The organism is Bythopirellula goksoeyrii (assembly GCF_008065115.1).
Taxonomy (GTDB): Bacteria; Planctomycetota; Planctomycetia; order Pirellulales; family Lacipirellulaceae; genus Bythopirellula; species Bythopirellula goksoeyrii.
Map to the genome: position 1 here is coordinate 5,545,714 of NZ_CP042913.1, position 16,901 is coordinate 5,562,614.

At 54.9% G+C, this 16,901-nt stretch carries 9 protein-coding genes; 2 read left to right on the top strand and 7 right to left on the bottom strand.

All coding sequences use genetic code 11. The features are described from left to right. Nucleotides 1-68: 68 nt before the first annotated feature. From xdhB to Pr1d_RS21920, 3 genes are all read right to left on the bottom strand, one after another. Complete coding sequence (gene xdhB / locus Pr1d_RS21910) at nucleotides 69-2,423, bottom strand: xanthine dehydrogenase molybdopterin binding subunit (RefSeq protein ID WP_148075523.1); 2,355 nt, start codon at nucleotides 2,421-2,423, stop codon at nucleotides 69-71. A gap of 124 nt (nucleotides 2,424-2,547) precedes the next feature. After that, complete coding sequence (locus Pr1d_RS21915) at nucleotides 2,548-4,053, bottom strand: xanthine dehydrogenase small subunit (RefSeq protein ID WP_148075524.1); 1,506 nt, start codon at nucleotides 4,051-4,053, stop codon at nucleotides 2,548-2,550. Nucleotides 4,054-4,258: 205 nt separating this feature from the next. Continuing rightward, nucleotides 4,259-6,721 carry a glycosyltransferase gene (locus Pr1d_RS21920; RefSeq protein WP_148075525.1) on the bottom strand — a complete coding sequence of 821 codons (2,463 nt, stop codon included), beginning with the start codon at nucleotides 6,719-6,721 and terminating at the stop codon, nucleotides 4,259-4,261. Nucleotides 6,722-7,017: 296 nt separating this feature from the next. On the opposite strand from Pr1d_RS21920, the gene Pr1d_RS21925 reads away from it, so the two are divergent. Continuing rightward, a complete protein-coding gene (locus Pr1d_RS21925) occupies nucleotides 7,018-8,793 on the top strand; it encodes an OPT family oligopeptide transporter (RefSeq protein ID WP_168205411.1) in 1,776 nt (591 codons plus the stop codon). Between the two features lie 378 nt (nucleotides 8,794-9,171). On the opposite strand, the gene Pr1d_RS21930 is transcribed toward Pr1d_RS21925, so the two are convergent. The 4 genes from Pr1d_RS21930 to Pr1d_RS21945 form a co-directional block, all read right to left on the bottom strand. Then, a complete protein-coding gene (locus Pr1d_RS21930; RefSeq protein WP_148075527.1) occupies nucleotides 9,172-10,167 on the bottom strand; it encodes an aldo/keto reductase in 996 nt (331 codons plus the stop codon). Nucleotides 10,168-10,188: 21 nt separating this feature from the next. Beyond that, a complete protein-coding gene (locus Pr1d_RS21935) occupies nucleotides 10,189-11,091 on the bottom strand; it encodes a PEP-CTERM sorting domain-containing protein (protein ID WP_148075528.1) in 903 nt (300 codons plus the stop codon). 117 nt (nucleotides 11,092-11,208) lie between these two features. After that, nucleotides 11,209-11,928, bottom strand: coding sequence for a PEP-CTERM sorting domain-containing protein (locus Pr1d_RS21940; protein WP_168205412.1), 720 nt, complete (start codon nucleotides 11,926-11,928; stop codon nucleotides 11,209-11,211). Nucleotides 11,929-12,147: 219 nt separating this feature from the next. Continuing rightward, complete coding sequence (locus tag Pr1d_RS21945) at nucleotides 12,148-15,144, bottom strand: FAD-binding and (Fe-S)-binding domain-containing protein (protein WP_210417805.1); 2,997 nt, start codon at nucleotides 15,142-15,144, stop codon at nucleotides 12,148-12,150. 245 nt (nucleotides 15,145-15,389) lie between these two features. On the opposite strand from Pr1d_RS21945, the gene Pr1d_RS21950 reads away from it, so the two are divergent. Next, a complete protein-coding gene (locus Pr1d_RS21950; protein ID WP_148075530.1) occupies nucleotides 15,390-16,877 on the top strand; it encodes an MATE family efflux transporter in 1,488 nt (495 codons plus the stop codon). Nucleotides 16,878-16,901: the final 24 nt, after the last annotated feature.

The window sequence follows — 16,901 nt, forward strand, 5'->3', positions numbered from 1 at the left end:
GGAAGCCACATGGTTCTACGAGGCGACAACCATTGGCTTCCGCCAACGGCTCTCAAGGAAAGAATGGATCACGATTCTAGTCGTGCGGGAACTTCCAAAGTATTTGTCGTTGTATCTTTCTCCAGCGCTGTCATCACACGCAAAATCTCCTCCCCCGTGGCCGGTGACTTCAGATCAATCTCCGCGCCCGGCTTGACGTAGGAAAGCGCATTTCGCACTGCAGCCCACACCGAGAGCGCCAACATGAGCGGCGGTTCGCCGACGGCCTTGCTGCTGCCAATGTTATGCGTGTTGTCGTGATTGGGGAACATGCGGACGTTGAACTCCGGGGGGATGTCGGTCACAGCGGGGATCTTGTACGTCGTTGGCGAATGGGACAGGAGTTCACCCTTCTCATTGTAGGTGAGACACTCGTTCGTGACCCAGCCCATTCCCTGCACAAATCCGCCGATGATCTGACCCCGATCCACCCCCGGGTTGATCGACCGGCCAATGTCAATCAAGAGATCCGCCCGCAAGACGCGCATCTCGCCATTAAAGCGATCGATGACCACCTCAGCTACAGCCGCCCCCTGGGTGAAATAGAAAAAGGGCGTACCGCGACCCGTCTCGCGATTGAAGTCAATCCCCGGTGTAGCAAAGAACCCGCGGGCACCCAAATCAACCCGGTCCCGCCGGGCATCCTCGCACAACTGTTCAAACGGAATCCGCACCTGAGGTCGCCGGTCGTCATGCACGCTCCCCTCGGCAAAGCAAATATGCTCCGGCGAGGCGACCAGCCCCGACTCACTGTCAGCCAGATGCTCGGCGGCGAAGGTACGCAGGCGGGACTTGATTTCCTGGCAAGCCACGACTGCAGCGGCCCCATTCAGGTCGGTGCCAGCCGACGCCGCCGTAGGCGAAGTATTGTTGTTCTTCTCTGTGCTGGTTGCCATCATCAACACCCGGCGCGGATCAATGGCAAATTCGTCGGCCACCAGTTGCCTAATCTTTACGTTCACCCCCTGCCCCATTTCCGTGGCCCCGGTCGAGACCTGAATCGTACCGTCGGTGTAAATATTTACGAGCGAATTGCCTTGGTTGAGAAACTTGGTCGTGAACGAGATGCCAAACTTCATCCCCGTGAGCGCTAGACCGCGCACCTGCAGGCGCGACTTGGCATTGAAGTCGGCAATCTCTATACGACGTCGCTGGTAATCCGAATCTTCGGCAAGGGTTTCAAAAATCTCCGGCAAGTGATTCTTGTCGACCACTTGGCCATAGGGGGTCACATTGCGACTGCCAACGCCATAGACATTCGCCCGGCGAATCTCCAGCGCATCAAGGCCCAACTTCTCAGCTATCGACTCCAGCACATTCTCGATGACAATCATCCCCTGTGGTCCACCGAAACCTCGAAACGCCGTATTGGGTGGGAGGTTTGTAAAGCACACCTTGCCCGTGAACTCCACATGCGGCAGGTAATAAGCATTGTCGCCGTGGAGTAGAGTGCGTTCCATCACCGAGGGGGAAAGGTCGGTCGTGGCCCCGCCGTTTGAAAAGTACTCACACCGCAATGCCAACAAATGCCCCGCATCGTCGAATCCACACTCCCAACGCGTAAAATATTCGTGTCGCTTGCCGGTGACGCACATGTCGTCGTCTTTGTTGTATATCACCCGAGCCGCACGGCCAGTCTTCGAGGCAACCAGCGCCGCCATGATGGCGGGAATCGCCGCCTGGGTCTCCTTGCCACCGAACGCTCCCCCCATTCGCTTGCAGATGCAGACGACTTCGTGTTGACCGAGTCCCAACACCTCAGCGATGACCGCCTGAATCTCGGTTGGATTCTGCGTAGACGAGTGGACGACAATCTGCCCCTGCTCGCCCGGATAGGCAAGCGCGGCCTGCGATTCAAGGTAAAACTGCTCCTGCCCGCCACTTTTGAAGGTCCCCTGCAAACGGTGTGGAGCGGAAGTAAGGTTCTCGTCGACACGCCCGCGGGCGATTTTTCGCACAGGTCCCAGAAAGCGATTCTCTTGAATCGCCTGCTCAATGGTCAGCACCGGTGTTTTCTCTCGGCATTCAATCTCCACGGCGCGCCGACCAAGTTCCAGGGCCGCAGGCGTCTCCGCCGCTACTACCACTACCGGTTGCCCGACATACATCACCTCCTCACGAGCCAGAAAAGGATCATCGGCGACGATGAGGCCAAAGACATTATGCCCCGCCACGTCCTCAGCCGTGTAGCAAGCCACGACGCCAGGTGTTTCCAGAGCGGCTTGCACGTCGATCCGCACAATCTCACCACAAGCAACCGGGCTGCCCACAAATCCAACATGCAACTCTCCCACCTGCGCCGGCATATCATCAATAAACAAGGCGCTACCGGTAACATGCCCGCGCGCCGAATCATGTGGCAATGGTTTTCCGATGGAGGTCATGATGAAAGGTCCTCATTAGTCGGGAGTCTAATCCCTGCGACGCGCCCTCGTCGCGGCTATTTCTATTTTCTAAATTCAACCTAGCCGCGACGCAACGCGTCGCACGGTTCTTGACTCTGAACTCTCATAACAACACCGCATCCGGTTGATGCTCCAAGTAAAACTTCACGAATACATTCCTGGTTAGCTGCAAGCGATAGTCTTCGCTCCCCCGCACATCGCTAATTGGCGTCACCTCCGCCACTGCCAGTTCACCCGCCTCTCGCATCGTTGCTTCACTGAATTCACGGCCGACGAGAAAATCTTCCGTATTGCGAGCCCGCAGCACCGTCGGGCCGACCGCTCCAAATGCCAACGCTGCCTCAGCAATTCTGCTTCCATCGAGTCGAATTCGAATCGCTGCCGTGAACGACGAGATATCCAAATCTAGCCGACGCGACACCTTGAACAAACGCAGTAATTCTCCTTCGTCTGGCAATGGCACCGTCACCCGTGTAAGCAGTTCGCCGGGCTGTAGATCAAACTTCTTGTAGCCTTGGTAAAAATCGTTGATATTCACCGTGCGGCTGCCTTCAGCGGAACGCAACTCCAACTCGGCATCCATCACAAAGTAAAACGGCAACGAGTCGGCAATCGGTGAAGCATTGATCACGTTGCCCCCCACGGTGCCCATGTTGCGAATCTGCGGCGCCCCAAACACCTTCACAATCTGATAAAACTCCTCCAACTGCTGGCGGCATAGCGATTCCACTTCCGTCCAGGACGCCCGCGCTCCCATCACAAGCTTTCCATCAACAACTCCCAGCTGCTCCAATTCCTTCACGCGATTTAAATCCAGAATCGTCTCCGGCAACGCCTGCCCTTTGTTCACGCGCACCCCAATGTCCGTGGCCCCCGCCACGATCATAGACTGCGGCCATTCGCGAAGTACCTCAAGTGCGCTGGCCAACGTCACTGGACAAAGAACCCGTGACGCGGCAAACCCCTTTCCTTGGCCATTCGTGGAAATGCTCGCCGGCGATGAGAGCTTCTTGAGTAGCGGAGGTGTGGAGTCTTCAATCAATGCGATATCTTCAGCCGAGTGGGCATAGAAATCCTGCAGCATCGGCTCCGAGGGATAGAGCACATCCATCCGATCGCCTTCGGCAAGTTCCGCCGTGAGCCCCGCTTCGAGAATCGACACATATCCTGTGCAGCGGCACAAGTTCCCGGTGAGACCTGTCCGCATCGAGTCCGCATCTTTCGAACAATCATTTTCTTGCATGGCCGTCATCGCCATGGCAAATCCTGGTGTGCAGAAGCCACACTGCGAACCGTGGCAATCGACCAGTGCCTGTTGCACGTCGTTCATGGAGCCTGCCTTGGCAAGTCCTTCCACAGTAACAATGTGCGTCGAATCGAGTTGAAACAAAAACGCGATACAAGAATCGATTGCTTCATAGCGGAGCCCATCTTCATGGACGCGACCTACTAACACCGAACACGCTCCGCAATCCCCCTCACTGCATACAATCTTTGTACCAATCTGGCCCAGCTCTCGACGGAGAAAATCCGAGAGCGACATCCGCGCCTGGTGCGCGTGAATTTGGTGACGGACACCATTGATGTAGAGCAATAAGAAGTCGCGCATAGTTGGTTCGATTGCCTTGAGCGAAGGTACCTTTTACCTACTATTCAACTTAGTTCTGCACTACGAAGCTGGCCAGCCCTTTCCCCCTCAGAATGAGGCTTTGACCCATGAAAAATGCGCAAACTACCTACAAAGATTTTGCGATTCTTCGTTGCACATTACCAAGGTCGAGAAAGTATGACTGCGTGCACGAAGTAGCTTCCTGCTACTTATAAATTGGAACTATTGGATCTCGCTGGGCACTTCGCCTGGGACGCGCTACTATCGACCCAGCACGCCAAGTAGCCACGTAAACTCGGTCGTTCGATTTGGGGGCCGACAATTGGATTCCGTCGGAGCAGATTTCGCCAAGTTCTTTTAACTCTGCTCGATCGGCCACCACCACTGCCTCAAGGTGTTCTGCCATAAACTTCTTGAATTGAGCGCTTTGGTCACGGGAGAATTCAACGGTTGCCGTTTGGATCGAAAAAGAGGTCACTTCAGGTGGTTGGCCGAATAGCACGATGGGCGTCGATCCATTTAACTCTGCTTGCAATCTAACAGCCGACTGCGGAACAGACCTGAGGTTGGCACACTCGGGTACCACTCGGCAGTAGCCAATAATAGTGACCAGCAGACTCATCCCCACCGTAGCAGCGACCAAGCGCCGGTCGGACGTGAGTTGGTTCTTCCACAACAGCACACAGCCAACCAATGGCACAAGGCCAATCACAAGTGCCAGCCATATTGCGTTAGGCGTAACCACCACATGCGCGATCAACAACACCAAAGCCAACACGGTGCATCCGAGTACCAACTGCCTGGCAGCACGCGACGAATACTCTTCAATGAGGACATTGGCCTGCGAAGGGATAGAAGACCATCTACAATCTCCCAACATTTTCCCGAGAGACAACGACAACAAGGGCATCGCTGGGAGAATGTACGTGGGGAGCTTGCATCTCGAAAGCGAAAAGAATCCCACGATCCATGCGCTGGAGAGCAGCAGTGCACCCAACTCTTGAGTGCGGGCCTGACAAGCCTCTGCATTCTTACGTCCGAGAAAGACCACCATGGCTGGTACAAAAAATGTACTCGGCAGCATCCCCAGTGCTAACACCGGCAGATAAAACCACCAGGGCTGAGCATGATTCAGTCCGGTTACGAAGCGATGTATGTTGTGTTTCCAGAAAAAGTAGCCGATAAACTCCGACTGGCTCGCGGCGACTTGCCAAAACCATGGCGCGGAGATCAACATCGTGGGAACCGTCACTGCGAGTAGATTCCGCAACCGAAACATCGAGTAGTTTCTTGTGAGCCACGCCAAGGCCACGATCGGGGGAAAACAGAGCACCGGGGCAACGGGACCTTTGGTCATCACTCCCAACCCGCAAGCAACCCCAGTCACCAACCACCAGAAGAGAGCACGGCGAGGTTCGTAGATTGCTCGCAATGCGCAGAGCAAGCCCACCGTGGAGAAGAGAGAAAGCAGACTATCCATCAACAAGAACCGTCCAGCAAGGACAAACCCGCCAGTCAGACTTAGCATCAAGGCCCCTATCCAAGCCGACCTCATTCCCACAAGTCTCCATCCCAGCAGGAAAGTTGCTAACACCGTCAAGAGTGAGGCTACGGCGCACGGAAGACGCGCACTCATCTGGTTTTCGCCAAAAAGCGAATAGCTACTAGCTGTGAGCCAATACAAGAGGGGAGGCTTGTCCAGATAGGCTTTGCCATGGAGTCGTGGAACGAGCCAGTCACCTGAATGCACCATTTCCAGTGCAATTTGCGCATAACGCGTTTCATCGGGTTCGATAAGTGCATACATTAGATTCGTGAACAACAGTGTCGACGCGATCACTGTCAAGAGAAGAGTCATCAAGGCAAACTTACGTGTTGGCCATGTCGTCTGATCCGCGCGATCGTCAGCAAACGTCGCAGGAAACATCATCTTGTTCCACCAGTAACGCGCCAGTGTGGCAAAGACCACGGGAATCTCCAGCACAGAAACCTTGCTCACTCCGCCAGCACGTGGCCGGTGCGATACGCCAACTTCTACAATCGAGAGATCAAGCTGTCGCGCTTGGGAGAGCATCTCGGCATTTATTAGGAACCCGTCTGTCGTGATCGGTAATTGGGCGAGCACCTCGCGATGAAATAGTTTCAAAGCACAGTCGCAGTCCCGAACCCGCGTTCCCAACAAGTTTCGCACGAGCACGTTGTACCCTGCCGAGTACATCCGCCGTAGCCAAGGATCTTGACGGTCGATGCGATAGCCAGTCACGATATCGTAATCTCGTGCAAGCATCACCAATCGATCGAGTTCCGTTAGATCGAATTGGCAGTCGGCGTCAGTGAAACCGACAAGCTGTTTCGTAGCTTCACTAAACCCACGTCGCAGAGCCGCGCCATAACCGAGATTCTGCGGTTGTCGTAGCAGACGGACTTGCGGCAGTTTGCCAGCAGCCTGATTTACCAACTCCGCTGTGGCGTCGGTACTGCCGTCGTCGACCACAAGCACTTCAAAATCATGGGTCAACTCCGACAGAGCCGCGACTGCTTCATCAACCGCTTGCTGAATCGTGGCTGCTTCGTTGTACGCCGGCAGCACAAGCGAAATGCTCGGATATTGATCGCGCAGTTCTAGCGTCTCCGTAGTCGGATCTTGATCCGTCGCAGTGGCATTCATGCCTGACCTGCCTTGCTAAATTTTCTTAAAGAGGAGACGGATCGTGAGAGTCGTCATGTTGACTCAGTACTTTGTTATCCAATGAGCGAACTGCTTGCACCGCATGTCGCGTGAGAGAAATAACCTCTGCCCCTAGGGGGGTCAAGTGCAGCATCCCTCCAGATTCGTCTCGCATGCATTCTCCAGGCAGGTTAAATTGTGCTAGCAAGCAAGTTTAGCCGTCAGCCGCAGGCGTACGCGCGCTCCCCCTACGGGGTCGAGGCTAAACATTCCTACCCAACATGAAAATCCGCACCATGCCTGAAAACGAAACCGTCCCTACAGTAGACTCCGACATCAAATACACCCCTCAACCGGGCGAACGCCAACTCACCGCTCGAGCTCTTATCGCGGGTTGTCTGGTCGGAAGCGTCGTCTCCTGCACCAATATCTACATAGCCCTCAAGATTGGTTGGTCATTCGGCGCGTCTATCATCACCGCGGTCTTGAGCTACTCGATTTTTTCGTGGTTCAATAACAAGCTCTCCGTTATGGAAACCAACATTGCCCAAACAGCCGGCTCGGCAGCAGGCTACATGTCCACTGCAGCAGGATTAGTAGCCCCCATTCCAGCGATGATCATGCTTGGATACGAGGTCTCGTTCCCTTCGTTGTTCATGTGGGCAGTGGCAGTCGCGTTTCTCGGTGTCTTTTTCGCTGTTCCCTTAAGACGCCAATACGTGGAAGTCGAGAAGCTTCGATTTCCCACGGGCACCGCTGCCGCTGAAACCATTCTGGCTATGTATAGCGAAGCGGGAGACGCGGTGCTCAAGGCGCGTGTACTCTTGTGGTCGGCCCTGGGGGCCGGGCTTTTTACCTTGGCGTACAAGTTTTTTCCGCAACTCGAGGAACCTCCCCTTGAAGAATGGTTGGGCTGGGGAATGCTTGCAACAGCTGCCGCTTGGGGATTCAAACTCTACATAGGACCTTCTCTCTTTGGAGCAGGCCTGCTGATTGGCCCTCGCGTGGTGTGGTCGCTTTTAGCTGGGGCAGTGCTGGGGTGGGCAATACTTGGACCGATAGCACAATCTCAGGGTTGGGCCCCGGGAGAGAATATGAGTTATGCCGATGGCGCAAAAGGCTGGATTCTCTGGCCGGGGGTCGCGATCATGGTTTGCGAATCACTCATGGCTTTGGCCCTTTCGTGGCGAACTTTTGTGAGGACCTTTACCACCAAGACATCACTTGGCGAGGCCGCAGCCGACCCGGAAGCCATTCCGAATAGTTGGTGGATCGGAGGACTGATGGCGGGATCCATCGTCACCATCATCTTGGCAGACTACACATTCAACATCCCTTGGTATCTCACGATCGTGGCCATCCCGCTCTCCGCCGTCCTTGCCTCGGTGGCAGTTCGATCACTTGGCGAGACGGATATTAATCCCGTCGGTGGGGTTGGCAAAGTGACTCAGTTGGTATTTGGCGGAATTGCTCCCGGACAGATGGACATTAACCTTATGGCGGCGGCAATCACAGGCGGTGGAGCCAGCCAAGCCGCAGACATGATGCAAGACCTTAAGACAGGGCATCTATTGGGTGCTTCGCCTCGAAAGCAACTGGTCGCCCAACTTATTGGCAACTGTGCCGGAGTTCTCTTTGCTGTACCAGCCTATTGGCTGATCACCAGCGGCTATGAGCTTGGCGGCTCTGACATTCCCGCGCCCGCTGCGCAAGCTTGGAAGGCCATGGCCGAGCTATTGGCTGATGGCTTGGGTGCACTTCCACCGATGGCGCCTCAAGCACTATTGATCGCCGCCTGTGTCGGGGCAATTCTGCCACTGCTGAGACGTTCCGCTGCACTTCGCCCTTATATCCCAAACGGCTTGGCATTGGGAATCGCCTTTATCATCCCGCCCTACTATTCGCTGGTGATGTTCTATGGACTGGTCGCCTGGTACATCTGGCGTTGGATCAATCCTGCTGCCCTCGAGAAGCTAAGCTATGCCGTCGCAGCAGGACTCATTGCCGGCGAGGGCCTGATGGGCATCGTCAACGCCGCCCTCACGATATTGGGTGTAAAACCATTAACATAGCCGCTTGAGGCATAGCGATCTCCCCAGAAATGCTAGCGGCCTCGCCGGGTTTATACCACAGGCGAGGCCGTTGTCGTTCAAACAATCACAGAGCATCGCTCTGCAACCAGCCAACTACTTTCCCTTTTTGCCGAGCTTAGCAGCTGGCTTGGCGGAGGCGGCTGGTTTGGCGGTAGCTTTCGCGCTACCCTTCTGTACTTTCTTATCACCCATCTGAGTTTCTCCTTTGAAGAAACGGGGGCCGAGCGTGACTGCCAGAAAAACAAATCCCGACACTCTATTGTCACGACTTCGCGCGGATTGTACTGATCTCCTGCCAGCCGATGCAAGATGACTTTTCAAAGATTTTTAATACAGCTGAAGGTCGATCTCAACCCGTCAAACCGCACCGCGCACTAAAGGCCTGACCCGGGCTAGATAGAATGCCGCGAGTTCCTCGTGTAATGCGCCGTCCAAGGGTGCCATGTCGCTGGCCTGGGCGTTTTCGGCTACCTGTTCTGGTCGGCTTGATCCCGCAATGATCGTGCTCACAGCCGGGTGATCCAATATCCAGCGCAAGGCAAACCGTCCTAAAGGCAAGTCGTTCGGAGCTAGCTGTTTGAGCTCTTCGACCAGGCTTACCCCCTTCTCGAAGGGCAATCCTGCGAAGGTTTCTCCCACGTTAAAACATTGCCCATCGCGATTGAAATGGCGGTGATCTTCGGCAGCAAATTGCTGGCTAGCAGCCATCTTGCCACCCAAGAGCCCGCTCGCTAGCGGCAACCGCACGATGATGCCAACATTGGCCCGCTGAGCGGCGGCGAACAACTTTTCGACGGCATCCTGCCGAAACAAGCTGAAAATGATCTGCAGCGTTGCGATCCCCGGCTGGGCGACACAATAGAGTGCTTCTTCAATCGTTTCGACGCTCGCCCCATAATGGCGAATCAGGCCTTCGCTCTTGAAGTCCTCCAGCCAGGCGAGAATGTCTCCCTGCTTGATGAGATCGATTGGCACGCAATGCAACTGAACCAAATCAAGCGAATCACCTCCAATTCGTTCCAGCGATGCCGTCAAATTCGCCCGCACCCGCTCCTTGGTGTACTTGTCTGGGTAGAGTTCGCCACTTCGACCGACCTTGGTGACGATAGTAGGTCGAGGTTGTCCCGCTTGGTCACAGTTTTCTTCACACCAGCGTCCAATGCGAGATTCGCTAAGCCCCGCCCCATAGACGTCGGCAGTATCCCAGAAAGTGATCCCCTGCTTAGCGGCTTCGTCGAGAATTGCGACGGCCCGCTCATCTTCCATCGTGCCGAAATCGCCACCCAATTGCCAGCAACCGAGGCCGATCTCCGACACCCGGAGATCGGTCTTTCCTAGAGTGCGATACTGCATACTGAACCTGTTACAGCTTGCTCAAACTCGACGACGCCGCCCCGCAAAAGCAACCAGTCCGAAGCTTAGCAGTATTACTGCCGAAGGTTCCGGAACCGCTAGCACTGCATCTGCTAAAGAAGTCAAGTATTGGCCGTCGCTGGCGCTGAGTTGCAAACCGTTTAGCACAGTAGTCAAATCGATGTCGCTCGTCGTTGGATCGTCGTAAATCGTGCCGTAGAGCACCAACGCGTTGAGCAGAGTTCCCCGATTGGAAGCATGATAACTACCATCGCCATAAAAGTTCGCTGGGAAGTTCGCTAATTCCCAGGCATCTCCCGCCGGTGCTAGTTTGGCAAGTTCATTGCCTACCGTTGAATTGATATTGTTAGTTGAAAGGTGGTAACCGTCTCGAAGTTCCTGTTGCATTTGAGTTGGACCACCAGGAAACGACGGAGAGACTCCCGTGTAAAACGCATTTCCGTATCCGCGTGCCCAAGTTTCATATAACACTGGCACCACATCAGGGCTGTGCGCTGCGACAGCCTGATACATCCCCAGAGTACTGGAAATATGCTGTGCCAAGTTTCCGATATGTGTAGGCATCGTCGAAAAATCTTGCAAAACCACGTTATCCCATGTCTCACCTGCAGTAATTCTTGTTGTGATGTTTGCTAATTGCGCGGGAGTCGTGAGATGCCACTGCAAGGACTGCCCATTCATAGAAGCGTCGTACATGCGAGGCAGAGGATGACCAGCGGACGCGGCAATTACTCGGAAAGTGTTTGGAACTGATACACTGCTGCCACAGCATGTGGCGAGCGTGAAGCTATTGCCGTACCAAAGGATATCTTTGGGATCCTCCGCTGACGCACGCACACCAAACTGAGCAGCTGCAAACAATGCCAATGTCATGACCGTCTTGCAATTTATATTTCGTAACATAAGGTTCAATCTCCACAAACCGAGGCAAGTTTAATCGAGGCCTAGCATAAGATTGACACGCCCTACCCGTTTGAGTAGGGCGTGTCGAAGATTAGGCAGAAGAAATATCCGCTTACACTAAGATCTGCCGCGGCGTTGTAGGGTAAATGCCAGACCCGCGAAGGCCAACAGACCGATTGTGGCTGGTTCAGGTATGGTATTACTGACCACTCGCATCGCGCCTAGGTAGTAAAAGAGACTGCCATTGTTGTTATTCGGTCCTGGCGACACTTCAAGAGTAATCGTGCCCCCTGCCGTCGGAATAATTCCACTTACGTTAACCACCTCACTAACATTAGCGGTAACATCCAAATACCCAACGCCGCTATTGGCACCTGCTAAGGCAAACTGAGTCTCGCGGTTGTCAGTTGCCCCGGTTCGCGAGCCGAAGAAGGTAAAGTCGTAACTGGTAGCTCCCGACCCGTCTAATCCTCCCATCGTTACTGTGGCTAATGGAGTTAACGGGTTTGTGCCAAAGGCCCCAGCGTGTCCGAATGCGTTGTCGACGGTTGCATCAGTTTCAAAAATCGCTGCAGCATCGCCACTCGCAACTCCTGGGCCTGATTGATTTGAACCCGCAAAGAAGCCGCTGGCATCCAGCGAAATGCCCGTGTTCGCACCAGTAGAGTCAACCGAATCCGCAATGCTAAGCACTGATGGAGCGTTCATTACTATGTTGTTGTAGTTGCCTGCCGTCGTGCGGCTGCTATCGCCGAAATCGTAGAACAGGGTTGCCGCAGATGCGGCGGTCGAGAATGCCATCCCCAACACGATGGCTGAGATCATTTGTCTTTTCATTATACACACCAACCTTTCATAAGAAGTAACATCTGTAGTTGCATTGCCCAGTACGCCAAGGCACATGCTGGAATACAGCCTAACGAGGAGTTTATCACACACGCCTGAATGAAACTGCAAGCGTTTTCAGTGATGCTCTAATTCTAAGCAGGACGGTGTCCTTAATGCAAGCGTTTTCTGCAAAAACTAGGAAACTTCCGTTTTTTTACGCTGCACTTCTTAGCGGTCCGGAAACAAAGCCCGATGCACGGCCTCGGCTGGGTGTAATACCCGCCGACCCGTGCCATGCATAATCTGATGGCGACAACTCATCCCCGCAGCCACGATGGTCGTGCTGTCTTCTGCCGCGCGAACTGCCGGCAACAAGCGTCGTTCACCCATTGCCTGGGAAACGTCGTAATGTTCTGCTTCGTAGCCAAACGATCCGGCCATACCACAACAACCTGAATCGACTTCCTCCACTTCACCGCCAGCAAAAGCAAGCGTCTGTTTCGAAGGCCCCGTCCCCACGAGTGCTTTCTGATGGCAATGGCCATGGAGAAGCACCTTGCCCAGGGACTGTTGGATATTGAGATCGAGTGACTCCTCACTGACAAGCTTGGCGATGAACTCCTCGAATAACACCGAGTGCTCGGCGATCTTCTCCGTACGAGGATCGTCTGGCAGCAGCTCAAACACTTCATCACGAAGCGTGAGTAAGCAGCTTGGCTCCAAGCCGACAATCGGTATCCCTTGTTCGGCAAACGGAGCAAGTTTCTCCACGCAATCCCGCGCGGCACTTCGCGCCTGATTCACCATTCCCTTGGAAATCATCGGTCTTCCACAACAGAAATGCCCGGGAAGCAAAACATCGTATCCAGCAGCTTCCAGGACTTCAGTTGCAGCGATGCTCACCTCAGGGTGGTTGTAAGTGTTCCAGGTGTCATTAAACAGGACGACCTTCTTTCCAGTGGCCTTTTTGGAAGGACGCTCTCGAAACCAGGTGGTAAACGGCACGCTGGCAAAGTGAGGCAGGACTCTGTGCTGGCTAATCCCAAACAGTTTATCCATGAGTTTCCGCACCAGCCCGTTGCTAATCAAACCATTGACCAGCGGAGCCATCAGCCCCGCGCTAAGTCGGCTCGCCCGCGGAACTCCCGCCATCATCCGAGCCCGAAACGGTACGCCATTCTTTTCGTAGTAGCGCGCGAGAAATTCGAACTTGATCTTCGCCATATCAACCGACGAAGGACATTCGCTCTTGCATGCCTTGCACTCGATGCAAAGGTCCAACGCTTCGTACATTCGCTCACTGGTGAGTGACTCCGCCGGTAGCAGTCCCGACAACCCGGCCCGCAGCAAATTCGCCCGACCGCGCGTGCTGTGCTCTTCGTCCTGCGTGACCATAAAACTGGGGCACATCGTTCCGCCAGTTGTTTTGCGGCAGATTCCGGCGCCGTTGCACATCTCGATCGCCCGATGGAACCCTTGATCCTCGGAGAAATCCACATGCTCTGGCTCTTCGTGAACGTGATAGTCCGCACCATATCGCAGGTGCTCGGTCATGGGTGGTGCTTCGACAATGTTTCCTGGGTTGAGCAAGTTATTCGGATCGAAGATTTCCTTCACACGGCGGTAGAGTCCGTACAACTCCGGGCCATAAAATTTCTCAGCCTGCCAACTCCGTGAGCGTCCATCTCCATGCTCGCTCGATAGTGCCCCGCCGTAGCCCTTCAGCAATTTCACCGAAAAATCGCTGATCGTGGGCAACTTCGCCACCTCGGCTGCTTGTTTCACATTCAGCAAAGGTCGAATGTGTAGACAACCCGCGCTGGCGTGGGCATAGTAAGCCACCTGGCTCCCCAACCCCTGGCAGAATTCCTCGATCTTCGTCACATAATCTGCGAGATGTTCCACCGGAACGGCAGAATCTTCAATGAATGGCAACGGCTTGTAGTCTCCCTTCATACTCATCAACAAGCCCAAGCCCGCCTTGCGCACCGTCCATACGTCGGCCTGTAATGCAAGCGTCTTCGCCTCGGTGACTGCCGTAGCGGGAACACCCTGCGATTTCAAATGCTGGCGGAGCCGGGCAACTTTGTCAGTCAGTTCCGCTTCACTCGTGCCCGTGAACTCTGTCATCAGCACACAATTCGGAGTCCCCTCGACAAAGTTGCAAAGAGGACCTGCAAATTCGCGAACCTGCCGACACATCTTGATCGCCATCTGATCGAGTAACTCAACCGCCGTCGGATCGGTTTCCAAAATCGTGGGCACAGCGGAGAGTGCCGCATAGAGTTCGTCAAAATGGATCACCGCAATTGTGGCCATCTTCGGCACGTCCACAAGATTCACTTTGATCTCGTGCATCACACCAAGCGATCCTTCACTACCGCAAAGCAACTTGGCGACATTGAATCTTGGATCCTGTGGGCGTCGGTAGCTGGCCGCCCCCGGCACGAGACGATCGAGATTGTATCCACCGCACCGACGCCAGTGGTTGGGCGTGTTCTCGCGAATCACCTCTCGATTCTTGGGCGATTCGACCAATGCTGCCAGTTCGCGATAGATTCTTCCTTCTAATCCACTTAGCTGCGTCTTGGCCGTGAGCGATCCATTCTCCAGCGGGCCGAAATGTGCACGGCTTCCATCGCTCAAGAACACACCCGTCTCAAGTACATGATCTGCCGCCATGCCGTAGACGATCGAGTGGCTCCCCGTGCAGTTATTCCCGACGATGCCACCCATTGCCGCGCGGTTGCTGCTTGCTGGGTCGGGACCAAACTGCAAGCCGTGCGTACGGAGCTCGATATTCAGCGGGTCGAGGACTCTGCCCGGTTCCACACGAACCCATTTTTCATCGGTGTTCACTTCCAAGATGCGATTCATGTGCCGAGTCAGATCGAACACGACGGCTTCGTTGACGGCTTGGCCCGCGAGGCTGCTGCCACCGGCGCGCGGCAAGATCGGCACTCCATGTTTGGCTGCTAACTCAACACCGGCCTGCAGTTCCTCAACATCCCGAGGAAACACGACCGCCAACGGCATGACCTGATAGATGCTGGCATCGGTGCTGTACAGCACTCGACTAAAGCTATCAGAGCGAATATCGCCCCCGGTGCGCTTGCCAAGTTCCGCCAAATACTCTTGCACTTTTTCAGGAAGGGGTTTCAGTGCAGGCTTCGGCTCGGCAGTGGCGACAGACATGTTGGCACGTTTCTCGTGGAAAAGGTTCATGAATCAGTTCGGCACTATCATAATCTGCAAAACAGGGGTCCTCAACTGGCTCTTCGATTTCGCGCGAACCCCTGCCCCAAGCATTCCCTCTTTTATAGCCATCGGCGGGAGCCGATGGTTGGTTCCGCAGGAGAAACTATCGGCCTGGCGCCGACGGTTACTAATCTCCCACCATATCTTTCCCTCCCGATTCGACTAGAATCACGGTTCCCTATTCCAGCAAACAGAATCAGGCACCTACGGTAGTGATACCCCCGACACCCACACAACTCGATTCGCTCTCATGGCCCAAACGCTGGTGGCTCCGGGAATGCGGCGGTCGCCAGGTTCTTCAGGTCGCCTTGCCTTTGGTCGTCTCCACGATGTCGTGGACCGTAATGACCTACGTCGATCGGGCAATGCTTGCCCACTACTCCCCCATTGCCATGACGGCAGCGTTTTCTGCCGGTATCCTCTGGTTTGCGCTCTTCTGCGTCTTCTTAGGTATCTGCGGCTATGTAAGTACGTTCGTCTCGCAGTACCACGGCGATGAACAACCCGAGCGTATCGGCCCCGTCGTTTGGCAAGGCAATTGGTTGGCCATGTTATCCGTGCCGTTGGCGCTGGCAGCCATTCCACTCGCGCCCTGGATATTCTCCCTCGCCAAGCATCGCCCCGATGTGACCGAGCAAGAGATTCGGTACTTCAAAATCCTCTGCTTCGGCGGTCCAGGGATGGTGCTGGCCACGTCGTTCTCCTGTTTCTACAGCGGCCGAGGAATGACGTGGGTCAACATGCTCATTGATCTGTTCGGCACCGCTGTCAACTTGGTTCTCGACTACTTGTTGATCTTTGGCTACGCCGGTTGTCCAGAGATGGGCATCGCTGGCGCCGCATGGGCAACCGTTGTTGGCATCTGGGTAAAACCCTTTATTTTCTTTGCACTGATATGGCAGAGGTCCAATCGGGCAACCTATCACACCGATAATTGGCGCATCGAACTTCCACTCCTCCGCCGGCTGGTTTATTACGGCGGACCAGGCGGAATGCAGATGCTGCTCGACATCAGCGGATTCACCATCTTCATCATCCTGGTGGGCAGACTTGGCGACATGCCGGCGATGGCCTCAAGCATGGCCTTCAGCATCAATACGGTCTCGTTCATGCCCGTTTGGGGCCTTGGCATGAGCGCTGGCATCCTCGTCGGCCAACGACTGGGCGAAAACCGCGACGACCTCGCCAACCGCGCCACTTGGACCACCTACCAAATCGGCATGGCCTACATGGCACTTCTAACGGTGCTTTACGTCGCACTGCCGGATCTCTTCTTGTCGTCGTTTATAGGCACCGAAACCCAAAGCGACCTCTACCAGATGGCGCTCTCCCTGCTCTACTTTGTCGCGGCTTACAATGCATTCGACACCACCCAGATTATCTTCGTTTCGGCGCTGAAGGGTTCCGGCGACACCCGCTTCATAATGTTCGTGAGCCTCGTCATGGCCACCGCCTTGGCAGCACTGACCTACCTCGCCGTCGAGATGCTGCATCTGGACGTCTATGCCTGCTGGATAATCATTGTCTTTTGGCTTACGATCCTGGCGGTTACCTACCTGCTCCGTTTCATCAGCGGCAAATGGCGCACGATGCGCGTGATCGAACAGATCCATCATCCGCAACCCGCAGACTGCGAGCTGGCCGTCCCCGAAGCGTGTCCCGAAGCGGTGCAATCAATCGACCAAGCAGCACCAGTGTGAGGAGTTAGCTGGCAGCGCCCCAGA

What these genes read in the sequence shown, in the direction of transcription:
- xdhB (WP_148075523.1), bottom strand. Translation starts at nt 2,423, where the DNA reads ATGACCTCCATCGGAAAACCATTGCCACATGATTCGGCGCGCGGGCAT.
- Pr1d_RS21915 (WP_148075524.1), bottom strand. Translation starts at nt 4,053, where the DNA reads ATGCGCGACTTCTTATTGCTCTACATCAATGGTGTCCGTCACCAAATT.
- Pr1d_RS21920 (WP_148075525.1), bottom strand. Translation starts at nt 6,721, where the DNA reads ATGAATGCCACTGCGACGGATCAAGATCCGACTACGGAGACGCTAGAA.
- Pr1d_RS21925 (WP_168205411.1), top strand. Translation starts at nt 7,018, where the DNA reads ATGCCTGAAAACGAAACCGTCCCTACAGTAGACTCCGACATCAAATAC.
- Pr1d_RS21930 (WP_148075527.1), bottom strand. Translation starts at nt 10,167, where the DNA reads ATGCAGTATCGCACTCTAGGAAAGACCGATCTCCGGGTGTCGGAGATC.
- Pr1d_RS21935 (WP_148075528.1), bottom strand. Translation starts at nt 11,091, where the DNA reads ATGTTACGAAATATAAATTGCAAGACGGTCATGACATTGGCATTGTTT.
- Pr1d_RS21940 (WP_168205412.1), bottom strand. Translation starts at nt 11,928, where the DNA reads ATGAAAAGACAAATGATCTCAGCCATCGTGTTGGGGATGGCATTCTCG.
- Pr1d_RS21945 (WP_210417805.1), bottom strand. Translation starts at nt 15,144, where the DNA reads ATGAACCTTTTCCACGAGAAACGTGCCAACATGTCTGTCGCCACTGCC.